27 protein-coding genes are annotated in these 26,420 nt (G+C 62.3%); 10 read left to right on the top strand and 17 right to left on the bottom strand.

All coding sequences use genetic code 11. The features are described 5' to 3' along the window. Positions 1-31 precede the first annotated feature (31 nt). The gene (locus MOQ67_RS14660) at positions 32-1,312 is read right to left on the bottom strand and encodes an alkane 1-monooxygenase (RefSeq protein WP_104903330.1); all 1,281 of its coding nucleotides are present in this window, start codon (positions 1,310-1,312) and stop codon (positions 32-34) included. 294 nt (positions 1,313-1,606) lie between these two features. Then, entirely contained in the window at positions 1,607-2,605 is a 999-nt protein-coding gene (locus tag MOQ67_RS14655; protein ID WP_198717811.1) for an alpha/beta fold hydrolase, read from the bottom strand. 257 nt (positions 2,606-2,862) lie between these two features. Here MOQ67_RS14655 and MOQ67_RS14650 point away from each other — a divergent pair, with 257 nt between their 5' ends. The 5 genes from MOQ67_RS14650 (at position 2,863) to MOQ67_RS14630 (ending at position 7,165) form a co-directional block, all read left to right on the top strand. Further along, complete coding sequence (locus MOQ67_RS14650) at positions 2,863-4,401, top strand: flavin-containing monooxygenase (RefSeq protein ID WP_198717812.1); 1,539 nt, start codon at positions 2,863-2,865, stop codon at positions 4,399-4,401. Beyond that, positions 4,398-5,288 carry an SDR family NAD(P)-dependent oxidoreductase gene (locus MOQ67_RS14645; RefSeq protein ID WP_104903332.1) on the top strand — a complete coding sequence of 297 codons (891 nt, stop codon included), beginning with the start codon at positions 4,398-4,400 and terminating at the stop codon, positions 5,286-5,288. The genes MOQ67_RS14650 and MOQ67_RS14645 overlap by 4 nt, the downstream gene beginning before the upstream one ends. Before the next feature lie 15 nt (positions 5,289-5,303). Beyond that, on the top strand, positions 5,304-6,152 hold the full coding sequence (locus MOQ67_RS14640) for a metal-dependent hydrolase (RefSeq protein ID WP_198717813.1): 849 nt from the start codon (positions 5,304-5,306) through the stop codon (positions 6,150-6,152). Between the two features lie 430 nt (positions 6,153-6,582). Next, on the top strand, positions 6,583-6,813 hold the full coding sequence (locus MOQ67_RS14635) for a hypothetical protein (RefSeq protein ID WP_226927611.1): 231 nt from the start codon (positions 6,583-6,585) through the stop codon (positions 6,811-6,813). Positions 6,814-6,835: 22 nt separating this feature from the next. Then, a complete protein-coding gene (locus MOQ67_RS14630; protein WP_046383675.1) occupies positions 6,836-7,165 on the top strand; it encodes a DUF6388 family protein in 330 nt (109 codons plus the stop codon). Between the two features lie 30 nt (positions 7,166-7,195). On the opposite strand, the gene MOQ67_RS14625 is transcribed toward MOQ67_RS14630, so the two are convergent. Continuing rightward, entirely contained in the window at positions 7,196-8,017 is an 822-nt protein-coding gene (locus tag MOQ67_RS14625) for an aldo/keto reductase (protein WP_017846513.1), read from the bottom strand. 105 nt (positions 8,018-8,122) lie between these two features. Between MOQ67_RS14625 and MOQ67_RS14620 the strand changes: the two genes are divergently transcribed. Further along, positions 8,123-8,617: a DUF1543 domain-containing protein gene (locus MOQ67_RS14620; RefSeq protein ID WP_017846514.1), complete on the top strand. Its 495-nt coding sequence runs from the start codon at positions 8,123-8,125 to the stop codon at positions 8,615-8,617. Between the two features lie 66 nt (positions 8,618-8,683). On the opposite strand, the gene dapF is transcribed toward MOQ67_RS14620, so the two are convergent. Together dapF and MOQ67_RS14610 are read right to left on the bottom strand one after the other, a co-directional pair. Next, positions 8,684-9,493: a diaminopimelate epimerase gene (gene dapF, locus MOQ67_RS14615; RefSeq protein WP_102617584.1), complete on the bottom strand. Its 810-nt coding sequence runs from the start codon at positions 9,491-9,493 to the stop codon at positions 8,684-8,686. 25 nt (positions 9,494-9,518) lie between these two features. Then, on the bottom strand, positions 9,519-11,102 hold the full coding sequence (locus MOQ67_RS14610; RefSeq protein WP_017846516.1) for a L,D-transpeptidase family protein: 1,584 nt from the start codon (positions 11,100-11,102) through the stop codon (positions 9,519-9,521). A gap of 39 nt (positions 11,103-11,141) precedes the next feature. Here MOQ67_RS14610 and MOQ67_RS14605 point away from each other — a divergent pair, with 39 nt between their 5' ends. Both MOQ67_RS14605 and MOQ67_RS14600 read left to right on the top strand, forming a co-directional pair. Beyond that, positions 11,142-11,855, top strand: coding sequence for a murein L,D-transpeptidase catalytic domain family protein (locus MOQ67_RS14605; protein ID WP_017846517.1), 714 nt, complete (start codon positions 11,142-11,144; stop codon positions 11,853-11,855). 31 nt (positions 11,856-11,886) lie between these two features. Continuing rightward, entirely contained in the window at positions 11,887-12,633 is a 747-nt protein-coding gene (locus tag MOQ67_RS14600) for a creatininase family protein (protein WP_104903334.1), read from the top strand. A gap of 39 nt (positions 12,634-12,672) precedes the next feature. Here the strand turns inward: MOQ67_RS14600 and MOQ67_RS14595 are convergent, their stop codons facing one another. Both MOQ67_RS14595 and MOQ67_RS14590 read right to left on the bottom strand, forming a co-directional pair. Next, positions 12,673-13,014, bottom strand: a complete 342-nt coding sequence (locus tag MOQ67_RS14595; RefSeq protein WP_046383680.1) for a hypothetical protein — start codon at positions 13,012-13,014, stop codon at positions 12,673-12,675. Between the two features lie 34 nt (positions 13,015-13,048). Continuing rightward, on the bottom strand, positions 13,049-13,693 hold the full coding sequence (locus tag MOQ67_RS14590) for a hypothetical protein (RefSeq protein WP_026139963.1): 645 nt from the start codon (positions 13,691-13,693) through the stop codon (positions 13,049-13,051). Between the two features lie 132 nt (positions 13,694-13,825). On the opposite strand from MOQ67_RS14590, the gene MOQ67_RS14585 reads away from it, so the two are divergent. Further along, a complete protein-coding gene (locus MOQ67_RS14585) occupies positions 13,826-14,092 on the top strand; it encodes a hypothetical protein (RefSeq protein WP_017846521.1) in 267 nt (88 codons plus the stop codon). Here MOQ67_RS14585 and yfcF read toward each other — a convergent pair. Continuing rightward, positions 14,067-14,699: a glutathione transferase gene (gene yfcF, locus MOQ67_RS14580; protein ID WP_104903335.1), complete on the bottom strand. Its 633-nt coding sequence runs from the start codon at positions 14,697-14,699 to the stop codon at positions 14,067-14,069. The genes MOQ67_RS14585 and yfcF overlap by 26 nt on opposite strands. Before the next feature lie 96 nt (positions 14,700-14,795). Further along, the gene (locus tag MOQ67_RS14575; RefSeq protein ID WP_046484530.1) at positions 14,796-15,347 is read right to left on the bottom strand and encodes a DUF924 family protein; all 552 of its coding nucleotides are present in this window, start codon (positions 15,345-15,347) and stop codon (positions 14,796-14,798) included. A gap of 119 nt (positions 15,348-15,466) precedes the next feature. Between MOQ67_RS14575 and MOQ67_RS14570 the strand changes: the two genes are divergently transcribed. After that, complete coding sequence (locus MOQ67_RS14570; RefSeq protein ID WP_104903336.1) at positions 15,467-16,621, top strand: DUF1624 domain-containing protein; 1,155 nt, start codon at positions 15,467-15,469, stop codon at positions 16,619-16,621. Between the two features lie 58 nt (positions 16,622-16,679). Here MOQ67_RS14570 and metE read toward each other — a convergent pair whose 3' ends face one another. From metE to MOQ67_RS14530, 8 genes are all read right to left on the bottom strand, one after another. Then, entirely contained in the window at positions 16,680-18,968 is a 2,289-nt protein-coding gene (metE, locus tag MOQ67_RS14565) for a 5-methyltetrahydropteroyltriglutamate--homocysteine S-methyltransferase (RefSeq protein WP_169884697.1), read from the bottom strand. Between the two features lie 244 nt (positions 18,969-19,212). Further along, entirely contained in the window at positions 19,213-20,532 is a 1,320-nt protein-coding gene (locus MOQ67_RS14560) for an OprD family porin (RefSeq protein ID WP_046383684.1), read from the bottom strand. Positions 20,533-20,670: 138 nt separating this feature from the next. Continuing rightward, positions 20,671-21,504 (bottom strand): phosphodiesterase, encoded by an 834-nt coding sequence (locus MOQ67_RS14555; RefSeq protein WP_046484483.1) that lies wholly within the window; start codon positions 21,502-21,504, stop codon positions 20,671-20,673. Positions 21,505-21,514: 10 nt separating this feature from the next. Beyond that, positions 21,515-22,546: an ABC transporter ATP-binding protein gene (locus MOQ67_RS14550; protein WP_198717814.1), complete on the bottom strand. Its 1,032-nt coding sequence runs from the start codon at positions 22,544-22,546 to the stop codon at positions 21,515-21,517. After that, entirely contained in the window at positions 22,543-23,337 is a 795-nt protein-coding gene (locus tag MOQ67_RS14545; RefSeq protein ID WP_198717815.1) for an ABC transporter permease, read from the bottom strand. The genes MOQ67_RS14550 and MOQ67_RS14545 overlap by 4 nt, the downstream gene beginning before the upstream one ends. Next, positions 23,334-24,152, bottom strand: a complete 819-nt coding sequence (locus tag MOQ67_RS14540) for an ABC transporter permease (RefSeq protein ID WP_198717816.1) — start codon at positions 24,150-24,152, stop codon at positions 23,334-23,336. Before MOQ67_RS14540 ends, MOQ67_RS14545 begins: the two co-directional genes overlap by 4 nt. Beyond that, on the bottom strand, positions 24,153-25,157 hold the full coding sequence (locus MOQ67_RS14535; protein WP_046484480.1) for an ABC transporter substrate-binding protein: 1,005 nt from the start codon (positions 25,155-25,157) through the stop codon (positions 24,153-24,155). Further along, on the bottom strand, positions 25,141-26,160 hold the full coding sequence (locus MOQ67_RS14530; RefSeq protein WP_046484528.1) for a LacI family DNA-binding transcriptional regulator: 1,020 nt from the start codon (positions 26,158-26,160) through the stop codon (positions 25,141-25,143). The genes MOQ67_RS14535 and MOQ67_RS14530 overlap by 17 nt, the downstream gene beginning before the upstream one ends. Positions 26,161-26,420 lie beyond the last annotated feature (260 nt).

Genomic DNA, 26,420 nt, shown 5'->3' with positions numbered 1-26,420 from the left:
CGAGCACGCCAGGTAACTTTTTCAGTTCATCTCAGAACGTTTTGCTATTGCCGCCGTATTGTTTCAGATAGTGCAAACGCTTGGACGGTTGAAGATTGGTCAGAGTGATATCCCCGGCATAATGCCTGAGCACACGATGGTCCATCCGTCGTCGCCACAAATACGGCACGTAAGCCCAGACAATCATGCTTGCATAACCGTAGGGAAGTTGCGGCGATTCATCGAAGTGACGCAACGATTGATAACTGCGCGTCGGATTGGCGTGATGATCGGAGTGCCGTTGCAGTTGGAACAGAAAGATATTGGTCACGATCCGGTTACTGTTCCACGAGTGTCGCGGCGAGCAACGCTCATAACGGCCGTTGGGCAACTTCTGGCGTTTAAGGCCGTAGTGTTCGACGTAGTTCACCACTTCCAGCAGCGAGAAGCCGTAGATGCCCTGGATGATCAGGAACGGAATCACCGCCGCCCCCAACCAGGCAATCATCGCGCCCCACAACACCACGCTGTACAGCCAAGCGCTGAGCACGGCGTTTTTCCAGTGCCAGGCCGGCAGGCCGAGTTTGCGCAGGCGTTCGCGCTCCAGGTTCCACGCCGAGCGTGCGCTGAACCACACCGAGCGCGGCAGGAAAGCCCAGAAACTTTCCCCCAGCCGCGAGCTGGCCGGATCTTCCGGGGTGGCGACACGGACGTGATGGCCCCGGTTGTGTTCGGTATAGAAGTGCCCGTAGAACGTCGGCGCCAAAGTGACTTTGGCCAGGAACACTTCCAGCGGCTTGGGTTTGTGCCCCAGCTCGTGGGCGGTGTTGATCGCGATGCCAGTCGCCGCGCCCGTGGACATGGCCATGCCCAGGTACGTGAACGCACTGACCTGGCCGTGCAGTTGGGTGCGTGAGGTGAGATAGGCGGCCGTTTTCGCCAGCCAGCTCGAAGGTTCCAGCGCGGCGGTGGCCTGGAGCAAACCGCCGTTGATGATCCAGTCGATACCGCCGGCCGCCAGCCAACCGGTGATCACCACCGAAGCGATGACGAACAGCACGCCGGTGTAGATGATCCAGCGGTAATAGCGTTGCGATTCGAGGTGGTTGACGGCGGACTCGGGCGGGTTACTCACGTCTTCGCCCAACAGGCCATCGATCAGCGGGATGAGGCCGAAGATCACCAATACGCCAACCCACCACAGTTGTTGCACGCCGCTGGTGATTGCCAGTGTGCCGGAGAGTAAAGGCGTTGCCAGGGGCAGGATGCCAAGCCACCACAGGTGGCGTTTGCCGTCGGCCCAGACCTGCGGGGTGGCCAGGGTCTGATTCATGGCAACCTCCGGACGAGGCTGGTGCAAAACAGGTTCGAGGAGCGCGGAAGGCTCCGGGAAATCAACCATGCGATAAAAGACGTTTTTTTCATTGTTATTCGCTCTTAGGCATTTCAAAAATCATTTCAAAACAAACATTGAAATATTTTTTTAAATAAATAACGCGGAATCGTTAGGTCGTCAACTAGTTTATCGAGCCCTTTTTTGCGTGACCGATCAGTCTCTTTTTCAGCTGGCTGGTCAGGTGTCTAGAGCGCGCATTGACGCCGTTGTGCCGCGACTCGGATGGCCCGATTATTTGTCCGCCAGGGCCAACGGTGGATGCAGGACGGTGGTGTTTTGCGGTGATCGGGCCCGTTTGGCCACCTGTTCCACCACCGCCACAACACGCTCCGTCGCGGTGATCGGCAACATATGGCCGCGCTCCTCCACCAGTTGCAGCTTGAGGCCGGGCACCCGGCTCGCGAGGGCCTGGCCGTGCTTTTGAAAGTCCAGCACCTTGTCCTTTGCGCCGTAGATCAGGCCGATGGGCAGGGTCAGTTGCGGGTAGCGCTTGACCATGCCCGGCAGGTGATCGTTGACCTGGTTGATCTCGGTGGAGGCCGCGTAGAAGTTGGCCGGGCGCATGCCGAGCAGCCCGCCGCCGCGTGTAGCGAAGTCCGCTGGTGCAGGATCGGGGGCGAACACGCCCTTGACCACCGAGCCTTTGGTCAGCAGGCCGATCGGCATCGTCAGCGTGTGCGACAGCCAGCGACGCAGCCACGCCGGGCGCACCGCCAATGACAGGAACACCAGCGGCAACAGGCGCTGGGGATGGGTCAGCGGTGCCACCAGGATCAACCCGGAGACCGCGTGGGGATGGTCGAGGGCCAGCGCCAGGGCCACCGCGCCGCCGAGGGAATGCCCCAGCACCAGCGGTCGATCCAGGCCCAGCGCCTGGATAAAAGCCGCGATTTGCCGGGCCTGGGCCGGCAGGTCCGCCGCCGTGCCGGGATGCCGGGTCGAATAGCCCGAGCCAGGTCGGTCGAGCGTGATGACCCGGAAATGCTCGCGCAACTGCCCCGACAAGGCGTAGGTCAGGTTGCGACTGCTGCCCATCAGCCCGTGAATCATCACCAGCGGTGGGCCCTTGCCCTCGTCGAGATAATGAAAGCGCTCACCATCGACGTCCACAAAGCGCCCGTTACTTGGAACGGCCGCTTCGATGCGCCGTGTCATCCAGGCACTGAAGCCCCATGCCACCACGCTCGCACCGACCAGCACACCCGCAGCAATAACCCATTCGACAGCCATAGCTCGGTCCTCTGCTTCCCTGCTGCCGACCGCCCGACCGGAATTGATCAAGGCCTCAGCCATCGCCCACACCCTGGACCTAAACTTCGTGCATACCGTCGCACATAAGGAGCCAGGGACTAGCCTAGGCGATATTTTCAGGTAGATTATTTAAAATCTTTTTTAAAATAAGTAATTCAATTTTCCTTTGCAATGGTGTTCTATCTAAAAGACAAAACAAAAACAGGAGCACATCCGATGCCCACGCAGGCCCGCCTATGAATGCCCACAGTGATTCCATCGACATCGCCATCATCGGCTCAGGCTTCGCCGGCCTGTGCATGGCGATCAAGCTCAAGGAAGCCGGCTTTAGCAACTTCTTTATCGCCGAACAGGCCGAGACACTCGGCGGCACCTGGCGCGACAACCACTACCCTGGCTGCGCCTGCGATGTGCAGTCCCACGTCTATTCGTTTTCGTTTGCGCCCAACCCGGACTGGACCCGCCAATTCGCCGCGCAAGCGGAGATCCGCGCCTACCTGGAGCAATGCGCCCAACGTTTCGCGCTGGCGCCGTATCTGCGCTTCGGCATGGGCCTGCAACGTGCGGTGTTTGATGAGCAGCAACAACGCTGGCAGTTGAGCTTCAGCAATGGGCGCCAGGTCAGCGCGCGGGTGCTGGTGTCGGGCATGGGCGGCTTGTCGCGCCCGGCGCTGCCGGATATCCCGGGGCTGGACAGCTTCAAAGGCCAGCGCTTTCACTCCCAGCAGTGGGACCACGCCTATACCCTGAAGGGCAAGCGCGTGGCGGTGATCGGCACCGGCGCCAGTGCCATTCAGTTCGTGCCGCAGATCGCGCCGCAGGTCGCCCATTTGGACCTGTTCCAGCGCACCCCGCCATGGATCATGCCCAAGCCCGACCGAGCGATTTCCCGCGTTGAGCGCTGGGCATTCAAGCACCTGCCCTTCACCCAACGGCTGGTGCGCGGCGCCTTGTATTGGGCGCTGGAAGGCCGCGTGGTGGGCTTTGCCCGGCACCCACGGCTGATGAAAATGGTGCAGAAAGTCGCCCTGCGCCACTTGCACAAACACGTCACCCGCCCTGCCCTGCGCAAGGCGCTGACGCCGGACTACACCCTCGGCTGCAAGCGCGTACTGATCTCCAACGACTATTACCCAGCGTTGTCGCGCAGCAATGTGCAGGTGGTGACCGACGACGTGCTGCGCATCGAAGCCGATGGAGTGATCACCGCCGACGGCGTCAAGCACCCGGCCGATTGCCTGATCTTCGGCACCGGGTTCCAGGCCACCGACCCGCTGCCCCGCGACTGCATCATCGGGCGTCACGGCGTCGACCTGATGGACGCCTGGCATGACGGCGCCCATGCCTACAAAGGCAGCACGGTGCCGGGCTACCCGAACCTGTTCCTGATCATCGGCCCCAACACCGGGTTGGGGCATAACTCGATGATCCTGATGATCGAAGCCCAGGTCGCTTACATCCTCGATGCGCTGCAACAAATGCAGCGCCACCGCATTGCCACGGTGGAGGTCAAACCCGCGGTGGAACAAGCCTACAACCACCAATTGCAGGACAAACTCACGCGCACCATCTGGAACACCGGCGGCTGCCGGAGCTGGTACCTCGACCCTCGCACCGGCAAGAACACCACCCTGTGGCCCGGCTCGACCTGGCGCTTCAAGCAGATCACCCGGCATTTTGCGCTCAAGGATTATGTCGCCAGCATGGCACCGATTGACGCGGCGCCCCGCGCAATGGCTGCGCCACATTCCACCGCAGAAGGGAGCCTGTCATGAAGTCGTTCAATGGCCGCGTGGCGGCGATCACCGGCGCGGCATCCGGCATGGGCCGCGCATTGGCCCTGGCCCTGGCGCGCGAAGGTTGTCACCTGGCGCTGGCGGACAAGAACAGCCAAGGCCTGGAACAGACCGTGGCGTTGATTCAAACCGCCACCCTGGCGCCGGTGCGGGTGACCACCCAGGTGCTGGATGTGTCCGACCGGCACGCCATGCAAGATTGGGCGGCGCGCTGCGCTGCCGAGCACGGCCAGGTCAACCTGATCTTCAACAACGCCGGAGTGGCGCTGTCGAGCACCGTCGAAGGCGTGGACTACAGCGATCTGGAATGGATCATCGGCATCAACTTCTGGGGCGTGGTGTACGGGACCAAGGCCTTCCTGCCGTATCTCAAGGCCAGCGGCGACGGCCATGTGGTCAACACGTCCAGCGTGTTCGGGCTGTTTGCCCAGCCCGGCATGAGCGGCTACAACGCCAGCAAATTCGCGGTGCGCGGCTTTACCGAAGCCCTGCGCCAGGAGTTGGACCTGCAACGTTGCGGCGTCTCGGCCAGTTGTGTCCACCCCGGCGGCATCCGCACCGATATCTGCCGTAGCAGCCGCATCGACGCCAACATGACCGGCTTTTTGATCCACAGCGAACAGCAGGCCCGCGCCGATTTCGAAAAGCTGTTCATCACCGACGCCGACCAGGCCGCCAAAGTGATCCTGCAGGGCGTGCGCAAGAATAAACGCCGCGTGCTCATCGGCCGCGATGCGTATGTTCTCGACCTGCTCACCCGCTGCCTGCCGGCGGCCTATCAAGCGCTGGTGGTGTTCGCCAGCAAGCGCATGGTCCCCAAACGCCCAACGCCGCTGTTTGACAGCAATGACGAGAGCCGTCTCTGAACAGGAGCAAGCCCCATGCTACCAATCCGTCGCGATATCCGCTTTGCCTTGCCGGCCGAACGCATCAAGGACTGGCACGAACAAGGTCCGTTCATCACGCATTTTTTCAATGCGTTGTCGTTGCTGTTTCCCCAGGGCGAGCTGTTTTTCATGGACAGCGTGCGCCACTACCGCCAACGCATCGATGACCCGGCGCTGAAACAGGAGATCCAGGGTTTTATCGGCCAGGAGGCCATGCACAGCCGCGAACACCTCGCCTATAACGACTTGCTGCAAGCCGCAGGCCTGCCGGCACATCGCCTGGACCGGCGCCTGAAATTCTTCCTCGACCTGCAGAAAAAACACCTGCCGCCGGCGTTCAACCTGGCGGTGACCATCGCCCTGGAGCATTACACCGCGATGCTCGCGGAAATCCTCCTGAGCGACCCTTCGCGCTTCGGCGATTCACTCAAGGGTTACCAGCAGATGTGGTACTGGCATGCCCTCGAAGAAACCGAGCACAAGGCGGTAGCGTTTGACGTGTGGAACCGCGTGATCAAGCCGGGCCCCCTGCGCTACCTGCTGCGCACCGGGAGCATGCTGACCACGACGCTGCTCTTCTGGCTGGTGGTGTTCGACTTCCACCTGCGCCTGCTGATTGCCGACCGCAAGGCCGGCGGGCATGTGCAAGGGTTCTGGCGCGTGCTCAAGTTTTTGTATGGACCCAAGGGCGTGTTCCCGCGGATGCTGCGGCCGTGGCTGCACTACTTCAAGCCGGGCTTTCATCCGTGGGACCACGACAACCGTGCGCGCCTGGCGAGGATCGAGGGCTTGGTCGAAGAGATCGAACAGACCCAGCGCGAATACCGATCGGCCCAGGCCTAGACCCGCCGCGCACGCAACCTGGTACAGCACCCCGGCCACCGTGATCGCCGTGGGTGCTCGGGTCGGCGTCGAGGCGCACGCCGCTGACGCCGAATAACACACAGCGCGCCCTCGCGGCCGGCGCGCAGCCCCTCGAAGACAGGGCCGGGAACACACCGGCCAACGCCACACATGACCAGGCGCGGCGCGAAAAGCCGTTGCGGTCGCCCAGTTGATTTTTCAGGTTCCTCAGCACGCTCATGTGCGCGCTTGCGCTTTAGCGACGGAACTTTCTGATAAGAAGCAGCCCCTAAGCCTGTTTCAAGATGTAATATCTGCGACTTTTTCAGGGTTCCCGGATCGCGCAGCAAGGGAAACACGCTGAAATCGCCAGCAGCAAGGAGCTTGGCTTGAGATGCAACACAAACGGTCTAATACTATGCACCCATTGATGTTTAACGCACTGTTGTGGTTATGTGGGGTTGCTTTGCTCTACCTGGCCAAGGCGGTTATGGAGCTGTTTTTAGGGCCGATCAGCGAAACCTGGATCGACCTGACGCTGGTGCTGACCGCGTACCTGTTACTTTTCGTCCTCGACCCCATACGCACCCGGATAAACCGCCGCATGCGCAAACGCGCCCGGCGTAGACAGGCTTGCCAAGACACCGGCGCAGATGCCTGACTTTTTTTCGAGGAACCCACCTGTGTCCCAACCCGGCGATACCCATCAACTCGCGCTGGACCGATTTCTGCAGGCACACCCGGATGTCCTCACCCAACTGGACACTCTGAACCCGCTGGCCGCCCAGGCCAAAGGCGAAACCCTTGCGCAATACCGCGCCGAACGCCTGCATGAGGCGTTCGAAGCCGAAGCCGAGCGCCTGGGGCTGTTTGCCTGGGAGCTGACCCTCAAGCTGACGGCCGAATCCGCCCAGGCATTCGAAGCGCAACGCCTCGAAGTGCATAAGGAAGTGGCGCAGATGGCGGGGATGAGCTGGGACGAATACTGCGAGTTGCATGGCGTGAGCGGCTGACGCGGCACGCCCCATGCTGGTTTTATCACCTCACACCATCGCCAACGGATGCTTGCGCTTGGGCGCTCCGAACACCCGGTCGATGGCGTCGAGGTCGTGTTCGTCCAGCACCAGTTGAGCGGCGGCGGCGTTGAGCCGCACATGCTCTTGCGTGACGGCCTTGGGGATGGCGATCATCCCGTCCTGACGCACTACCCAGGCCAACGCGACCTGCGCGGGCGTTGCCTGATGCCGATGGGCGATCTGCTTGAGGGTCGGGCTGGACAGTAATTCGCCGCCTTGCGCGATCGGACAGTAAGCCATCAACGGCAAGTGATGTTGTTGCCACCACGGCAGCAGGTCGAATTCGATGCCGCGCTCCTGGATGTTGTAGAGCACCTGGTTGGTGGCGCAGGCCGGTGACGCAAGTTCCTGCAGGTCGGCCACATCGAAGTTGGAAACACCCCAGCGGCCGATCTTGCCGGCTTCGCGCAAGCGCTCGAACGCCTCGACGGTTTCTGCCAGCGGGTACTGACCGCGCCAGTGCAGCAGGTACAGGTCAATGTAATCGGTGCCCAGGCGCTGGAGGCTGGCATCGCACGCGCGCGGTACGCCCCGGCGGCTGGCGTTGCGGGGGTAGACCTTGCTCACCAGGAACACCTGCTCGCGCTTGCCGCGAATGGCCTCGCCGACCACGCTTTCGGCGCCGCCTTCGCCGTACATTTCGGCGGTGTCGATCAAGGTCATGCCCTCGTCGATACCGCACTGCAACGCCGCGACTTCGGCGCGGCGCCGGTCCGGGTCTTCGCCCATGCGCCAGGTACCCTGGCCGATGACAGGGACCGGAACACCGGCCAGATCGATGGTTCGCATGACAATCTCCTGATGCGTTCGCGGGTTAACAGTGTGGCATTCACCGGACAAAAGGGTTCAATCGAAGTATGGTTGCCTTTTGCCAAATCGCCGGAAGGGCCTGCAATGCTGTTTGTCGTGATGCTCGGGGGCAAGCACCCACGGGCCAGGATCGAAGTGCATGACGTGGTATTCGCCGTGGCGGATACGCTGGAAGCCACCTACCCACAGTTACGCGATGCCTGGTTTGGCAGCCCCAAGGGCGTGCATATCGATTCGTGGATGGCGGTCGATGGCGTCGACGGTTGGAAAGTCGAACTCAGCCACCTGGCGCCCCAGGCCGGCGCGCCGCACCTGTACTTCATCAACCTGGGCGGCTATGAGACCAACCGCTTTGGCGAGGCGCATCACTACCTGCTGGTGGTTGCCCGCGACAAAAAGGAAGCGACGGGCAAAGGCAAGCAACAGCTGCTGCGTCACTGGTCACAGGCCCACACCGACGGCGTGCTGGACATCGACGACTGCCTGCCCATCGATCTGGTCGACGGCCGTTACCTTCACCTCGTCCAAGCCCCGCACCGGCCGGTGCTCCAGCAGAACGACTACATTGTGCTGGGGTGAACCGGCTTTACCCGCTCCGCCGACGCTCAACCGCCGGCACCGGATGAACCGCTGCCGGAACTCAATTTACCCTATGGGCACATAGACGATGCCCTGCATGATCGGCTCCACGCTCCCGGTCAACACCACGCCGCCCTGCCCGTCCCACTGCACGGTGACTGTGCCGCCGTCGCATTGCACCTCGACGCGGTCGTCGAGCAAGCCGCGGCGAATCCCATTCACCACCGCGCCGCAGCAGCACGAGCCGGACCCGAGCGGCACGCCGCCGCCGCGCTCCCAGATCCGCAGGCGAATATGCCCACGATCGATGACCTGGACAAAATGCACATTGGTCCTGGCGGGGAACAGCACGTGGGTTTCCAGGGCTGGGCCCAGGGTCGCCACGTCGACAGCGGCGAGGTCCGCGACAAAGAAGGTGCAATGGGGGTTGCCCATGCTGCACGCCGCCGGGTCGCCTTCGAGGGGCAAGTACAGTGTGTCCATCGACTCGGCCAGCGGCACCGCGGCCCAGCCCAGCGATGGCGCGCCCATATTCACCGACACCCGCTGCCCCGACTCACGCACACAGGTCAGCAAACCGCGGTCGGTACGCAGCACGATGGTATCGGTGCCGGCTTCATGCATCAGCCGCTCGGCCACACCGCGCGTAGCGCTGCCGCAGGTTTGCAGGGGCGTGCCATTGGGGTTCCAGAATTTGATCCGTGCGGCAGCGTCTGCGCAATCGAGCACCACCGCCAACTGATTGAAGCCGATGCCGGTGTGACGATTGCCGAGACGGCGAGCGACCTGCGCGCTGATCGGATCATCCAGACCACGGCGATCGATGATGAGGAAGTCGTCGCCGTGGGCGTGCATCTTCACGAAAGGCAGCGTCATGGCGTGTGCTGTGGGCGGTGACAAATCAGAGCACACTCCCCATGGCTTTCATCAACACGGGGTCGCGCCCGTAGATATCGGGCGCATACACCAACTCGCCCTGGCGATCCACTTCCACGGTCCAGTACCCGAGCAACACCGGCACCGGCGTCGCCAGGCGGAATTCATGGGTCACGCCGGTGGCCAGCAATTCATCGGTGCGAACGCGCTCCGCCGGGCTCACCAGCAGGTCGCGCAGCAGCAACGGTTGTTCGACCCGCACACAACCCGAGCTGAACGCACGCGGGCCTTTGGTGAACAGCGGTTGGCTGGGCGTGTCGTGCAGGTACACCGAGTACGGGTTGGGGAAACGCAGCACGATCTTGCCCAGCGGGTTGCGCGGGCCGGCGCCCTGGCGCAGCAGGATGTTGCCGGGGCGGGCCCAGTCAATGTGTTCGGGGGCCAGCGGGCGGCCTTCGGGGTCGAGCACTTGCAGGTTCTGCTGGCGCAGGTATTCGGGGTTGAGGCGGATGGCCGGGAGTTTGTCCTCGCGCATGATGGTGGGCGGCACGGTCCAGGTCGGGTTGAGGGTCAACCGGTTGATGCGTGATTTGAGCAGCGGTGTCTGGCGTTCGGCGCGGCCGACCTGCAAGCGGGTTTGCCACACCGGGATGCCACTCTGATAGACACTCAATTGCGCGGCGGCGACGTTGACCACCACGCCTTCGGGCTCCAGGTCCTGGCTCAGCCAGCGGAAGCGCTCCAGGTTGATGCGCAACTGCTCGCGGCGCACCGCCGGGCTGATGTTGAGTTCGGCCACGGTGCCGGCGCCGATCACGCCGTCGGATTGCAATGAGTGACCGACCTGGAAGGCCTTGACCGCCTTGACCAGTTCGTCGCGGTACTGCTTGCCGTTGTCCTTGGGTTCGCTGGCGAGGTAACCGCCGCGGTAGAGGCGCCGCGCCAGTTCCGGCACGCGCGGGTCTTCCATGCCGGGGCGCAACAGCGGCCCGCCGGCGACCGCGTCCCAATGCGGTAATGGCTGCTTACGCAGCGTGGAATAGACGTTGCGCAGGCTGCGGTATAAATCCGTGCTGGGCCGGGCCTGGTCGAAGGCTTGCGCCATGTCGTGCAGCCCGGTGGCGGCGAAGGCCAACACCTCGGTATCCAGGTCGCGGGTGGGTGGCTGGAAATGCCACAGCGGTTCGAAGCGCGATTGCTGCAGGCGCCCGTAATGCAAATCCTGCAGGGCTTGCAGGTACTGTTCGCTGCTGCCGATATCGCTGCACAGCACGTTGTCCGTGGCGTTCGCCGGGGGCAGGCTATAGTGGGTGGGGTCCAGGCCGTCGTCGGCCAGCATCAGCAACTGCGCTTGCAGTGCCTGGCGGCGTTCGGCGACCCACAGCGGCACATCGCCCTGCTGCCGATAGAACGCCTGCAGACGCGCCAATGTCGCCGCGTCGATGCGCGACGCAAGGCTGGGGCACACGCTGGGCAACTGCGCGAGGGCCTGTTGGACCGGGCTGGCTGGAATCACCGGTAACGTGCCCATCGGTACTTCGTCGGCTGTAGCGACCAGCGGTGCAACGAGCAAGCAAATGCTCAAGTAACATGCGTGTTTTTTGAACAATAGCTTTGCTCCAATCCACAGTGGGGGGATGTACTGTAGATGCTGACTTTTATGTGCCGCCTCGGCCTGATGACCTTGACCGTGGCTACGCTGAGCACCGTTGTGCTCGCCGCCGACGGCAACCCTGTTTCCTTGTATAGCAGCCTGGCGCGCTCGGCTCCAGAACTCAATCCCACTGTACTCAAAAGCGCGCTGAACGCGGTGCAGTGCGCGGTCAATAATGGTGAAGAGCGTTCCGAGCGCCTGGCCGTGATTGACTATTCCCAGCCTTCGACCGCTCGTCGGCTATGGATTTTCGATTTGCGCAAAAAGACCCTGGTGCTGCGCGACCTGGTGGCCCACGGGGCGAAGTCCGGGGAAAACTTCGCCACCCAGTTCTCCAATCGTGAAGGCAGCCACCAGTCCAGCCTGGGCCTGTTCCGTACCCAGGAAAGTTACCTGGGCACCCATGGCTATTCGTTGCGCATGGACGGCCTGGAGCCAGGCTTCAATGATCAGGCGCGCGACCGTGCCCTGGTGATTCACGCCGCCGACTACGTCAACCCGTTGTGGAGCAAGCGCGAAGGCCGCATCGGCCGCAGCCAGGGTTGCCCGGCGGTGCGTCCGCAGGTGGCGCGCCAGGTGGTGGACAAACTCAAGGATGGGCAGTTCATGTTCTCGTGGTACCCGGACCAGCGCTGGCTGAAGTCTTCGACCTACCTCAACTGCAAACCCCAACAGGTGGCGAGTAGTCGTACAATCCGTGGCGGTTAGCCTGTCCCCACCGATATAAAGAGAGCGTCGCATGCTTCTACATAAGTCCACCTGGATCGAGATCGGGCAGTTTCTGGAGCGCAGCCGCACGGTGGTGATCCCGATCGGCTCGAATGAGCAACACGGCCCCACCGGCCTGCTGGGCACCGACTGGATGTGCCCGGAAATCATCGCCCACCAAGCGCAGCTACACGCAGACATCCTGATCGGCCCGACCTTCAATATCGGCATGGCCCAGCACCACCTGGGCTTTCCCGGCACCATTTCGCTGCGCCCTTCCACCTTTATTGCCGCGATTGGCGACTGGGTGCGTTCGCTGGCCGGGCATGGTTTCGAGAAGATCCTGTTTCTCAATGGCCATGGCGGCAACATCGCCACGATCGAAGCGGCGTTTTCCGAGCTGTATGCCGCCGCCAGCTTCGCCCGCCAACCGGCCGGGTTTGCGCTGAAGCTGGTGAACTGGTGGGATCTGGACGGCGTCAACGAGTTGGCTCACCGGCAGTTCCCGGTCGGCCACGGCAGCCATGCCACGCCGTCGGAAATTGCCGTGACGCAATGGGCTTATCCGGAGTCGATCAAGTCTGCCGATTATTCGCCGCAGATCGCCAACACCGGGCCGATCCGTGAAGCGTTGGACTTCCGCGCGCGCTTCCCCGACGGGCGCATGGGCTCGGACCCGGCCCTGGCGACCGTGGAGAAAGGCGCTGAATTGGTGGCGTTGGCGGCTCAAGGGCTGGTCAGGGTTGTCGACAGCTTCAGCCACGAAGCAACCCCTTGAGCCAACCCTCGCGCCCACCGAGTTAGGGGTGGCCTGCGGTTACTTGCACTCTTGCGCCGTCAATTCCAGGCGCGACGGCGTGATGGTCGACGCGAGCGGCTTGCGCTCATACAGGAACACCTTGGTGCCGTCCTGGCTCTTGTAGGCCTCCAGTACATCATCGGCGGCAACCTTGCTGGTCAACACCACCTTGGCGTGGCGCGAATTCTGCGTCACGGTCGAGGTGAGATTGTGTTTTTCAAGTTTGGGCAACACGCATTGCATATAACCTTCGGGGGTCTTGGCGGTATGCAGGGTCAATGTCGGAGCATTCGGAGCGGAAACACAACCGGCCAGTAACAAAGAAGCGACAGCCAGGGCCGGGGCAAAAAAAGAGCGCATAGAAATCCTGAATATATAAAAGGAAAAGTTCACATCAACCCGCTCGGACTAATGCCTTGAGCGACGCATCAAATTGTTTCAAGGCATCGAGCTGTACATCGCGCTGCTGCTCGATCTGCGCGGCAATCTCCGGGGCCGCCTTGTCATGCGTCCACACCGACGGCACTTGCTTATGCACCGAGCCTTCGGCCTTGGCGATGTACTGCAGGTCCGCGTCATAGAAGCGCGCGATAAAATGCGCTTCGACCAGGTCGTTACGCGGGGTCAACAGTTGGTTATGGGTGTCGAGCATCACCACCACATCGGGGTGAGCCTGCACGAGCGCATCCAGCGTGTCGTAAACGGTCACCGACAAAAACGTGCCTTGCAACGAATTCATCAACCAGTCAATCGCCAACTCCGGGTCGGAACTGTTGACGAACGCCGCCCGGATGCGCCCATCAAGGGCATCTCTGGCGCCATTCAAGGCTGTGGCGTGGTAGCGTTCAAGGTAGCTGAGGTTGTCGACCGTGTTTTCACTGTACAGCACCCCCACTGACTGCTCGTGCCGCAGCGAGTCTACGCTAGCGCCGAGTGACAGCAAATGGCCTGCACGCAGTTCATCGGCGATTACCGGGTTGATCATGACCACAGTGCTCATCATCAGGGTCATTAAAGCCAGTTGAATAAACGTCCTCATCGCGCGATTTCCTTGAACTGCGTCTTGATGGGGAGATTTTCCGCCTTTGTGGAAAAAACAGAACTTGCAATCTCTGATGCTGACTATTATCTGAATCAATAGTGCTTACATAAAATCTATAAGGACCACGCTATGAAACCCCACCAGAAAACCTTCGACCGCATCCGCGAAGCCGTATTGCCGGATTTTCGCGATCGGGTCGCCGATTACCTGGTTGTCTATGAAGATGTGCTGCTGGACGAGGCCGCCGACCCGGACCAGGCCTACGCCATCGCCCAGCAATTGCTCGGTTACCTGCGCGGTTTGAACACCACCCGCGTGCTGGGCATGGCGGACTGGGAAGAGCTGGACCGACGCGTCGCGCAGGAATGGCCTAAAGCGCGGGCCTTGGCAGATTGACCCATTCCTGCACTGATGGCCGCTGCCATTGGCGCTGCGCATAGCTCACCAAGTCGGCCGGCATAGGGTCGCCGTTGAGGATCAGGCGGTTGAGCATCACCGCCAGGTCCACATCGGCAATTGACCACTCCCCGAACAAGTACGCCGGATTCCCCGCCAACAGCACCTGCGCCGCACTGATCAAGCGATGGGCGGCAGCTTCGGCCAATGGCGACAACGGCGGCATCTTCTGCCCATAGAACACCACCAACGTCGAACGCTCCTGGCGAATCGGCAGCAAATCGCTGCGCAACCACGCCTGGACCTGCCGCGCCCGCGCCCGCTGCTTCGGGTCGGCCGGGTACACCGCCGTTCCGGGGTAGGCCTCGTCGAGGTATTCGCTGATCGCCGAGGACTCCGACAGGGAGAAATCGCCGTCCACCAGCGTCGGCACGCGTTGGGTCATGGACAGTTGGGCAAAGCCCGCCATCTGGTGTTGCGCGGCATCGAGGTCGAGGGGCACGGTGTCGAACGCCAGGCCTTTTTCGCGCAGGGTGACGAACACCGACATCGCGTAGGGGCTGGTGAACAGCGAATCAACGTAGAGGCGCAGCGCAGCTTGATTCATGGTGGATCTCCTTGAGTGAAACCCCACGCTACGAGATCGGCGGCGATAAAGACAATGCGCAGTTTTTATGGGGGCATTCCCCGGCGGAATAGCGCCTCAACCGGCAAACCCGCCCTGCTCCAGAAACGCCCGTTCCGCCTCCGTGGTCGTCCTGGCCAGCACCTCGTTGCGGTGGGGAAAGCGCCCGAAACGTTCGATGATCCGCGCGTGTTCCTTGGCCCAACGGTAAGTGTTGGCATCCAACTGCTGGTTGAGGAGCAGGGAGCGTTGCTGGTCTTGCGCGTCTTCGGAATGCTCAAACGGCAGATAGCAAAACGCACGCAATGCCGGTTCGACCAATTGATCCAGCCCAGCATCCACCATGCGCCGCGCATACAAGCGCGCCAACGGGTCCGTGGCAAACATATGCGCTGTGCCGCGAAACGCGTTGCGCGGGTACTGATCGAGCAGGATCAGCAAGGCCAGCGCACCTTGCGCCGAGTCCAGCCAGCCCTCCAGCTCACGCCGCGCCGCTTGCAAATGGGTGGTGTGGAAGGTGTCGCGAAACGCCGCGTCGAACGCTGCGTCCTTGGCGAACCAACGCTTGGGACCGGCCTGCGTCCAGAAATCGACGACGGCGTGCGGGGTGTCGTTGTGTGGTTTGCTCATGATCAGCCTCTCCCGATGCCAGGCGCGAACCTGTTCGCTCTCGATGACTTCGCGCAGCGGCGCGCGCATGCGTTATAGGATAACATCCGTTTTCCATCCTGCCCTTGTGATCCACGCCCATGACCGATGCTGCTCCCCTGCGCCAACGCCTGCTTTCCATCGACGCCCTGCGCGGCCTGGTGATCCTGTTCATGCTGCTGGACCACGTGCGCGAAACCTTCCTGCTGCACCGTCAGGTCAGCGACCCGATGAGCCTCGACAGCACCGAGCCCGCGCTGTTTATCAGCCGTACCCTCGCCCACCTGTGTGCGCCGGTGTTTGTGTTGCTCACCGGGCTGTCCGCCTGGTTGTACGGGCAAAAATACCAGGGCCGTGGCGATGTGTCGGCCTTTCTGTTCAAGCGCGGGCTGTTCTTGATCGTGCTGGAGTTCAGCCTGGTCAACTTTGCCTGGACCTTCCAACTGCCGCCCAGCGTCATCTACCTGCAGGTGATCTGGGCGATTGGCCTGAGCATGATCGCCCTCGCCGCGCTGCTGTGGTTGCCGCGCCCGCTGCTGATCAGCTTGGCACTGGTGATCATGGCCGGGCATAACCTGCTGGACGCGCTGCACTTCGCTCCAGGGACAGCGCTGCAGACTGTGTGGGCGCTCCTGCATGAGCGTAGTTGGATCGAGGTGTCCGATCACCTGCGATTGCGCATCACGTACCCGGTGTTGCCATGGATCGGTGTGATCGCGCTGGGTTACGGCCTGGGCCCATGGTTTGCCACGGCCATGGCGCCGGCCCTGCGCCAGCGTTACCTGTTACGGGCGGGGCTCGGTGCATTGCTGGGATTCGTGGTGTTGCGGGCGGCCAATGGCTATGGCGAGCAGCCGTGGCACGCGTATGACAGCGGCGTGCTGACGTTGATGAGCTTTTTCAATGTCACCAAGTATCCGCCGTCGCTGTTGTTCCTCGCGTTGACGCTGGGCATTGGCCTGTTATTGCTGCTGGCTCTTGAACGCGTGGGGCAGCGGCGCTGGATCGGCGTGCTCGCGGTATTCGGCGCAGCCCCGATGTTCTTTTATCTGTTGCACCTGTATGTGCTGAAGATGCTCTATGTCGCGTGCGTGGCGCTGTTGGGCCTCAACCATGGCGCCTACTTCGGCTTCGACAGTGTCGGCGCGGTATGGCTGGTCGCGCTGCTCTTGCCGATGGTGCTGTATTGGCCGGTGCGCTGGTTTGCCGGGCTGAAGGCGCGGCGGCGGGATGTGGCGTGGCTTAAATACCTGTGACCTGTCACTGCGCCTGCGGTGAAAGGGCGCAAGCGCCCTAGCACCTTGTCAGGCCGTGTTACGCCAGTTCGGCGCGCAGTTGCCGCGCCGCCGCGACCATATGGATCAGGGCCGCTTCCGTCTCCGGCCAGCCGCGTGTTTTCAAGCCGCAGTCGGGGTTCACCCACAAGCGTTCTGCTGGAATGCGTTTGGCGGCCTTGCGCAGCAGGTTGGCCATTTCCGAGGCGTCCGGCACTCGTGGCGAGTGGATGTCATAGACGCCCGGGCCGATGTCGTTCGGGTAGGCGAAGGCTTCGAACGCGTCCAGCAGTTCCATGTCCGAGCGCGAGGTTTCGATGGTGATCACGTCGGCATCCATCGCCGCGATGGACTCGATCACATCGTTGAACTCGCTGTAGCACATGTGCGTATGGATCTGGGTTTCGTCACGCACACCGCAGGCGCACAGGCGGAACACTTCGGTGGCCCAGTCCAGGTAGTGCTGCCACTGCGCCTGGCGCAACGGCAAGCCTTCACGGAACGCGGCTTCATCGATCTGCACGATCTGGATGCCAGCGGCTTCCAGGTCGACCACTTCGTCACGGATCGCCAGGGCGAGTTGACGCGCCTGCACTTCACGGCTCACGTCTTCACGCGGGAAGGACCACATCAGCATGGTCACCGGGCCGGTCAGCATGCCTTTCATCACCTTGCGGGTGAGGCCTTGGGCGTAGCGGATCCACGCCACGGTCATCGCCTGCGGGCGGCTCAAGTCGCCGAAAATCACCGCCGGTTTCACACAGCGTGAACCGTAGCTCTGCACCCAGCCGAAGCGGGTGAAGGCGTAGCCGTCCAATTGCTCGGCGAAGTACTCGACCATGTCATTGCGCTCGGCTTCACCATGCACCAATACGTCCAGGCCGAGGTTTTCCTGCACCTCAACGGCGTGACGAATCTCGCTGTGCATCGCCTCGACGTATTCGGCTTCGCTCAACTTGCCTTGTTTGTAGGACTGACGCGCCAGGCGGATCGACGCGGTTTGTGGGAACGAACCGATGGTGGTGGTCGGAAACAGCGGCAACTTGAGACCGGCGCGTTGTGTCTCGATGCGCTGGGCAAACGGCGACTGGCGCTGGCTGTCCTGAGCGGTGATTGCCGCCACGCGGGCTTGCACCGCCGGTTTATGAATGCGCGGCGATGCGGCACGGGCCGCCTGTACGGCGCGGCTTTCGGCGAGTGCGGCGAGCACGTTCGGCGCGTCGGGCTGGTCGACGGCCTGGGCCAGCACGGCCACTTCGGCGCACTTCTGGACGGCGAACGCCAGCCAGCTTTTCAACTCGCTATCGAGCTGGTCTTCACGGCCCAGGTCGACCGGGCTGTGCAACAACGAGCAGGACGGCGCCACCCACAGACGCTCGCCCAATTTTTCATGGGCGTGCCGCAAGGTGGCCAGGGCATTGTCCAGGTCGCAACGCCAGACGTTACGCCCGTTGACGACCCCAAGGGACAACACCTTGTAGGCCGGCAGGCGGTCGAGAATGGTCGGGTACTGCTCCGGTGCGCGCACCAGGTCGATGTGCAGGCCATCCACCGGCAGGTTGGCGGCCAGGCCGAGGTTTTCTTCCAGGCCACCGAAGTAAGTCGCGACCAGCTTTTTCAGCGGGTCACGCTGGATCAGGTTGTAGGCACGCTCGAACGCGTTTTTCCAGGCTTGCGGCAGGTCGAGTACCAGAATCGGCTCGTCGATCTGCACCCACTCCACGCCCAGGTCAGCCAAGCGCTGGAAGATCTGGCCGTACAGGGGCAGCAGGCGGTCGAGCAGCTCGAGTTTGTCGAAATCACCGCCCTTGGCCTTGCCCAGCCACAGGTAGGTCAGCGGGCCGATCACCACGGGTTTGACGGTGTGCCCCAGGTCAAGCGCCTCCTTGACCTCGTCGAAGAGCTGGTCCCAGCCGAGGTGGAAGTGCTGGTCGACGCTGAACTCAGGCACCAGGTAATGGTAATTGGTGTCGAACCATTTGGTCATTTCCTGGGCGTGCGCCCCGCCGCAGCAATTGTCACTGACGCCACGCGCCATGCCGAACAAGGTCTGCAAGGTGGCTTTGCCATCGGCCGGGCGGAAACGCTCAGGGATCACACCGAACATCAGCGAATGGGTGAGTACCTGGTCGTACCAGGCAAAATCACCGACGGGCAACAGCTCGATGCCAGCCTGTTTTTGCAAGGCCCAATGCGCCTTGCGTAAATCGCGGCCGACAGCGTGCAGGCCGGCTTCGTCGAGTTCGCCCTTCCAAAACGCTTCCTGCGCTTTTTTCAGTTCACGATCGCGTCCAATGCGCGGAAATCCGAGGGAATGAGCGACTGCCATGACTTACAACTCCACTGTAGGTAGTAATGGCAGCCATTGTCGGCAGATGACGATAGTGAGACAAACTCATTTTATTCCTGATGATCACAAAATCTACTCATGTTAATACCGCGCTCACGTCGCCTGAACACCTGACCCTTGTAGGAGCGAGCTTGCTCGCGAAAAACCCAAGTGCGCCGCGTACCGTCAGATAGCCCGCATGATCGTTGGCGTTCTTCGCGAGCAAGCTCGCTCCTACAGGCTGTTACATCAATGGAATCGAATAGCTCACGAACAGCCGATTCTGATCCTGGTCCCGCGCGACCTCACTGCGCGACATACCGTTGCGCCAGCCGAACCCGACGTTCTTGAAGGTGCCGCTCTGCACCACATAATCCAACGAGATATCCCGTTCCCACTCGCTGGCGTTGTTCCCGCTGGCGGTGAGGATATGGTCGCCTTTCAAATACATCATCGACGCCTTCAAGCCCGGCACGCCCAACGCCGCGAAGTCATAGGCGTACTGCGCAAAGGCCGTGCGTTCGCCGGCCTGGATAAAGGTTTGCACTGTCCGGTCGGTGTAGAGGTACAGGCTGGAGCCGCCCTCCCCTTTGTTCACCAGGCCGCCCTGGTTGAGTTGGGCAAAGTTGCTGTCATCGGACACTTGCTGGTAACCGGCGGTAATCGCGTGAGACCCCAGGGAGTAGATGAAGGCCGCACTCCAGGTGTTGTTGTCGATTTCACCGCTGCCGTTTTTGGTATAGCCGCTGAACTTGTAGCCTTCGGCGCGCCCGGCGGCGCTGCTGTTTTTGCCGTCGGAGGTGGTCTTGAAGTAACGCAGGTCGGTTTTCAACGAACCGTAGTCGCCCAGCGGCAATACATGAATCAAGCCGGCAAAGTGTTGTTGGTAATAGTCTTCGAGGTTGGCGTAGTAGTACTGGACCATCAGGTCCTTGGTCAGTTGGTAGTCGGCACCGGCGTAGGTGAATTTATTGCTTTCCTGGGTGCCGCCCGCCGCCGCCAGGCCGCTGCGGTCGCTGGAGCCGCGCCCGGTGGTGTGTTGAAGCTGACCGCCGATCAGGGTCAGGTTGTCGATGTCTTTGCTGGTGACCTGCCCGCCTTCGAACGATTGCGGCAACAGGCGGCCATCGTTGCTCACCAGGATCGGCAGGTTCGGCCGCAGGTAGCCGTAGCGCGCTTCTGTCTTGGCGAAGCGTGCCTTGGCGGTGGCGCCGCCGCGAGCCCAGTTGTCCACGGCCTTGCCGTCGTCGGTAGGGATCATCGAGCTGCCCACATGGCGGCCGGCGCTGCTGTCGAGGGTCATGCCAAGCATGCCGACCGCGTCCAGACCAAAGCCGACGGTGCCGTCGGTGAAGCCCGATTGGTAATTGAGTATGAACGCCTGGCCCCACTCTTCAGTCTTCGACGGTGCGGCGCTGCCGTCACGGTTGTCGTTGTTGAAGTAGAAGTTGCGCATGCTCAAGTTGGCTTTGCTGTCGCTCAAGAAATCGGCCGACGCCAGGGGGCTCAGGGCGATGCCCAGGCTGCCGGTCAATAGGCTTAATACATTCAAAGTAGCTTTCATCAGGACGAACTCCGGCGCGGAATCCAAGTTCCGGGCGCTAAAAATGGACAGCAGGAAGCACACGGCCACACGTGAGTTGGCCGTTGCGTTAACTAACGTTCAGTTACTTGGTTGGGTGAAGTGAACCTCCGTAAAACCTCAGTCAATCAATCCATGAGCGTCATAAAACGGATATGGCCCCGGGTAGTCCCCGAATACGCCGTTGTGGCTGACCAACCCCTGTTGCGCATCCCAGCGATGCAACAAGTAACCCGCCGGTTCCAGGTTGAAATGCGCCGGTGCGGCGTCTTGCAGGTCCAGCACGATCTGATGCGACGTGCCAGGGCATACACAGCTCAAACTGCCGCCGAAACGCCGCTGCATCGACCGGTGCAAATGCCCGCACAGCAAGCGTTCCACCTGCGGGTGGCGCGCCACGACGGTTTCGAGGGCGGCGGCATTGATAAAGCGCTCGCGGTCCATATGGCCGATGCCGCTGATAAACGGCGGGTGATGCAGGATCAGCACGGTCGGCACTTGCGGACGCAGTGCCAACTGTTGGTCGAGCCACTGCAACTGGCTGTCCAGCAGTTGGCCGCCATGGCCGCCGGGGATGGTGGAATCGAGGCCGATCAGGCGCAGGGGGTGGGCGTCGACCACCCAATCCAACGGGCCCGCCGCCGAACTCGGCAAGTAGGTGTGATCGCGGAACGCATCCAGCAACGGCCCGCGCGTGTCATGGTTGCCGGGCACCAGGTAGCAAGGCATGTGCAGGCGCGCCAGTTCAGGGTGCAGCACGGCGTATTCATCGGCGCGGCCGAAGTCCACCAGGTCGCCGCTGATCACCACGATATCGGGGCGTGGGTGGCTGGCGTTCAGATGGTCGACGGCACGGCGCAGCGCGCCCAAGGTGTCGACCACGCCGTAAGTCAGGCGCTGGCCGGCTTTAAGGTGCAGATCGCTGATCTGCGCAACAAGAAACGGACGGTTCAAAAGGCAACTCTCACGCATTCAGGGTGAACAACATGTGCGGCGCGATGGCCAAGGCAATCGGCGCGCCGACGGCGTACAGCTGGTTGTCGCTGCTGTCGACCAGCAACGGTTGCGGGCCGCCCACATCCACCAGCAGGCGGCTTTGCGCGCCCTGGAAAAACTGCGCCAACAGATGGCCGTGCAGATGCCCTTCGTTTTCCATCACCCGCAAGTGTTCGGGGCGGCAATACACGGTGCCGGGCAACTGCGCTGCATGCCACGGCAATTCGCCGCCGCAGACTTTCAAACCATGGGGCGACGGCTCAATGACCTGGAAGGCATTCAGGTTGCCGACAAAGCCTGCGACGAAGGCGTTGGCCGGCTTCTGGTAGATGTCCCGCGGGCTGGCCAGTTGCGCGACGCGGCCGTGTTCCATCACCAGGATGCGATCCCCCAGGGCCATGGCTTCGCCCTGGTCGTGGGTGACAAACACCGAGGTGATACCGAGGCCGCGCAACAGTTGATTCAACTCACTGCGCAGGCGCTCACGCAATTGCGCATCGAGGGCGGCCAGGGGTTCGTCCAGCAACAGCACCTTGGGGCGCGGCGCCAACGCACGGGCCAAGGCCACGCGCTGGCGTTGCCCACCCGACAGTTCATGAATGCTGCGCTTGCCGTGGTGTTGCAAACCGACCAGTTCCAGCAGTTCCTCGCAGCGCTTGTTGCGCTCCGCTGGCGACACGCCGCGAATCTTCAGGCCATAGACGATATTCCCGGCCACATCCAGGTTGGGAAACAGCGCATAGTTCTGGAACACCATGCCCACATCGCGGCGCTCGATGGGCAGGCGCGTGACGTCCTGGTCGCCGAAGAACACCTGGCCCACGTCCGGGCGTTCCAGGCCGGCGATCAAGCGCAACGTCGTGGTTTTGCCGCAACCGGACGGGCCGAGGATGGCCAGGGTTTCGCCGCCTTCGACGGTCAGGTCCAAGTCATGCACGGCGACGGTGCCGTCGGCGAACGCCTTGCGGCAACCTTGCAGGCGGATAGTGATAGCGGTCATCGACGCTCTCCACGGGACAAACGAGCACTGATGGCCTGCAACGCAATCAGCAGCGGCACGATCATCAGCAAAAAGATAAGGGTGTAGGCGCTGGTGATTTCCAGGCGCGCCGAGGCGTAGCTGTCGGCCAGGCCCACCGGCAGGGTCTTGGTCATGGGCGTATGCAGCATCCAGGTCAGGTTGAATTCACCCAGCGACAAGGTGACCACCATCAGCACACCGGCGAGAATGCCCGCCCGGCAGTTGGGCACCACCACGCTGAAAAAGCGCTTGATGGGACCTGCCCCCAGGCTCGCCGCCGCCTCCTCCAGCACCGGCAGTTGCTGGCGTTGCATCACCGCCATCACCGGGCGCACCAGGAACGGCAAGGTGAACAGCACATGGCCGACCAAAATGAACAGCCAACTGCTGCGAAACGCGCCGAACTGGCCGTAGGTCAAGAGTAAGGCCAGCGCGCTGGCCAGCCCCGGCATCGCCACCGGCAGCACCATCAATTCCTCGAAGGCGCGACTGAAGCGATTGTTCATGCACACCAGGGCGTAGGCCGCCGGCACGCCGATCACGCAGACGCACACCGCGCAGGCCAGGGCCAGTTGCAGCGACAACCACACCGTCGGCGAATAGGCCTGCCAGACCTGAATCAACCAATCGAAGGTCAAGCCACTTGACAGGCCCACAAAGAAATTGCGCGTGAGCCCAGCCAGCAACGACATCAACACCGGCACCAACATGAAGGCGCACACCAGCAGGGTAAACAGCAATTGCATCACGAACAGCGATGAGCGCTTCACAGGACCGTCCCCGCGTTTTTCACCCAGCGCCGGGTGAGCAGCAACACTGCCCAGGTCAGCGCGCCCAACACCACGGAAAGCGCCGCGGCGACGGCAAAGTTGGCGTAGTTGGTGAACACGTTGTAGATCGCCACCGGGGTCACGTTCAGCCGCGTGCCCAAGGTGAACGCCGTACCGAAGGCGCCCATGGACGTGGCAAAGCAGATCGCCCCGCAGGACGCCAACGCCGGTGCCAGGCCCGGCACGATCACATCGCACACCACGCGCCAATGCCCTGCGCCCAACGAGTGCGCGGCTTCTTCCAGGCTGCGGTCGAGGCTTTCGCAGGCGGCCATCACCGTGAGGATCACCCGCGGGATCGAGAAGTACAGATAGCCGATAAACAACCCGGCCAGCGAGTAAGCGAAGATCCAGCGCTCACCGGCCAACTGCAGGCCCAGGGACGCCAGCAGACCCTGGCGCCCGGCCAACAGGATCACCAAAAAGCCCACTACGACACCCGGGAATGCCAACGGAAACGTCAGCAACGCAACCAGCGCCGAACGCCCGAAAAACTGCTGGCGCGCCAGGAATACACCGCTGATGCCGCCGATCAGTAACGCCACGAGTGTGACGAACACCGCAAGCGCACAGGTTTGCGTCAGGCTGCCTAGATACTGCGCGCTGCTGAGGACCTGCCAGTAACCGCTGCCGTTGCTGTCGCGGCTCTCGGCGCCGAGCACCATCAGGTGCGCCAGCGGCAACAGCCAGAACGCGAGCAGCACCGCAAAGGCCGGGGCCAGGGCCCAGGCGGTATGTCTTGCCGATGCGGCCACTTACTTGACCTCGTTCAGGTAACGAGCGGCAAAGGCTTCCTGCACGGCGGCCATTTTCTGGTAGTCCACCACGCCGGCGCGGGCGTAATCGCTGTCGGGCAGGAACTGCGCGGCGACTTCGGTCGGCATCTGCACCGGGCGTATCGGGCGCAGGTAAGCCTTCGCCCACAGCGCCTGGCCGGCATCGGACAGCACGAAATCCAGCACTTTTTCGCCATTGGCGCGGTGCGGTGCGTTGGCCACCAGGCTCATCACGTAGGGCACGCTGATGCTGCCTTCCTGGGGAATCACGAACGCGACGTTGGCGTTGTCTTTGTAGCGTGCGCGGTAGGCGTTGAAGTCGTAGTCCACCAGGATCGGCAACTCACCGGACAACACCCGCGCATAGGCGGTTTGCTTGGGCACGATGGGGGCGTTTTTCGCCAGTTTCTGGAAGTAGTCGATGGCCGGGGCGAAGTTGTCCAGGTCGCCGCCCAGGGCGCGGTTGATTGCCACCGCCGACACGTAGCCGACGAAAGCGCTGGACGGGTCGAGGTAGCCGACCATGCCTTTGTATTCAGGCTTGAGCAGGTCGGCCCAGCTTTGCGGCACCGGCAAGCCACCCAGCGCATCGACGTTGACCATGATGCCCAAGGTGCCGGAGTGGATCGCGAACCAGTGGCCGGTCGGGTCTTTCAAGCCGGCGGGAATCTGCTCCCAGCCTTTGGGTTTGTAGCCATCGACCACCTCGGCCTTTTGCGCCTGCAGGCCGAAGGTCACGCCGTAATACACCACGTCGGCCACCGGAGCGGCTTTCTCCGCCACCAACTGCGCCAGGGACTGGCCGGAGTTCTTGTTGTCCAGCGGCACCTGCACGCCAGTGCTGGCGGCGATGGCCTTGAGCTGGGTGCCCCAGTCGGCCCAGTCCGGCGGGCAGTTGTAGCAAATCGCCGTGTCGGCGGCCTGGGCCAGGCTGGCCATGCCGCACAGCAGCACGGCGGCCAGGGTTTTACTGAATACGCGCATCAAGGGTCTCCTCATGGGGTTGAGTGCTTTCACCCGGCCGGATATGGCAAGGCAGGCAATGGGAAATCGGGGCGTTGCCGGCGATCTGCGCCAGCAACTGGTCAATCACGGTGCTGGCAAGCAAGGCGATGGGCTGCACCACGCTGCACAGCGTCGGGTGCATCTGGGTGCCGAGGGCGATGCCGTCGAAGCCCATCACTGACAGTTGCTCGGGTACGTTCCAGGCGTTGCGGCGCAGCTCGGCGATCAGGCTGATCGCCAGGAAGTCGTTGGAACACACCAGCGCGGTCGGTGCATCAGGGCCGTTGAGAAACGGTGCAATAGCGGCGAACTCGGCCTGGGTGTGGGCCGGCATTTCGATCACCGGGCGGGGTTGGAGGCCATGCTCTTTCATCCCATCGCAATAACCGGCGTAACGCAGACGTGCGCGGTCGGACTGCAACGCGGGGCCGGCGACCATGCCGATGCGCCGGTGCCCCGCTTCGAGCAAATAGCGCGTCGCCAGGGCCATACCGGCGCGGTTGTCGACGGACACGGCGCTGTAGTCGGGGTTGCTCGGTTGGTGGTAGGCCAGCACGAACGGCGTCTGCTCGGTAGCCAGGCTGTGCAGCACGCTGTTGCTTTCGGCATCCGTCACCGTCAGCACCAGGCCGTCGACGCGCTGGCGCAGCAACTCCTCCACCACAATGCTTTCGCGCTCGCTGTTGTAGTCGGTGGTTGCCAGCAACAGGCTATAGCCGCGCAAACGGGCCGCTCGCTCCATGGCCTGCAATTGCTCGGCGAAGACCGGGTTGAGCAGGTTGGGCACCACCACGCCGATCAGGTTGGTGGTTTGCAGGCGCAGTTGGCGGCCGAGCAAGTTAGGCCGAAAACCCAGCTCGCGGGCAGCGGCGAACACCTGTTCACGCGTCGCCGGGCGTACTTGGTCGGGAGAGGCAAAGGTGCGGGCAGCGGTCGCACGGGAGACCCCGGCCAGTCGTGCAACGTCTTTCAAATCAGTCATGGTCACTCGCTTGAGATCGATCTCATTGGCGAGGACATTAGCGACGCAATGTGGCAGGAACGTGGTGGACAGATGACGGTTTGATGTCAGCGCCCTGGACACACCGCGATCCGAATGTGGGAGGGGGCTTGCCCCCGATGGCGGTGGATCAGCTGGCCTATCGGGCGTCTGGCACAACGCTATCGGGGGCAAGCCCCCTCCCACATTGGGTCGATGCATGCCGTTGGAGAGTCATATTCCGGGGCTATGCTTGGAAACCC

The sequence above is a fragment of the Pseudomonas sp. LY-1 genome (assembly GCF_053502595.1).
The sequence above is the reverse complement of the archived record's forward strand: the minus strand, read 5'-3'. Positions and strand labels throughout refer to the sequence as shown.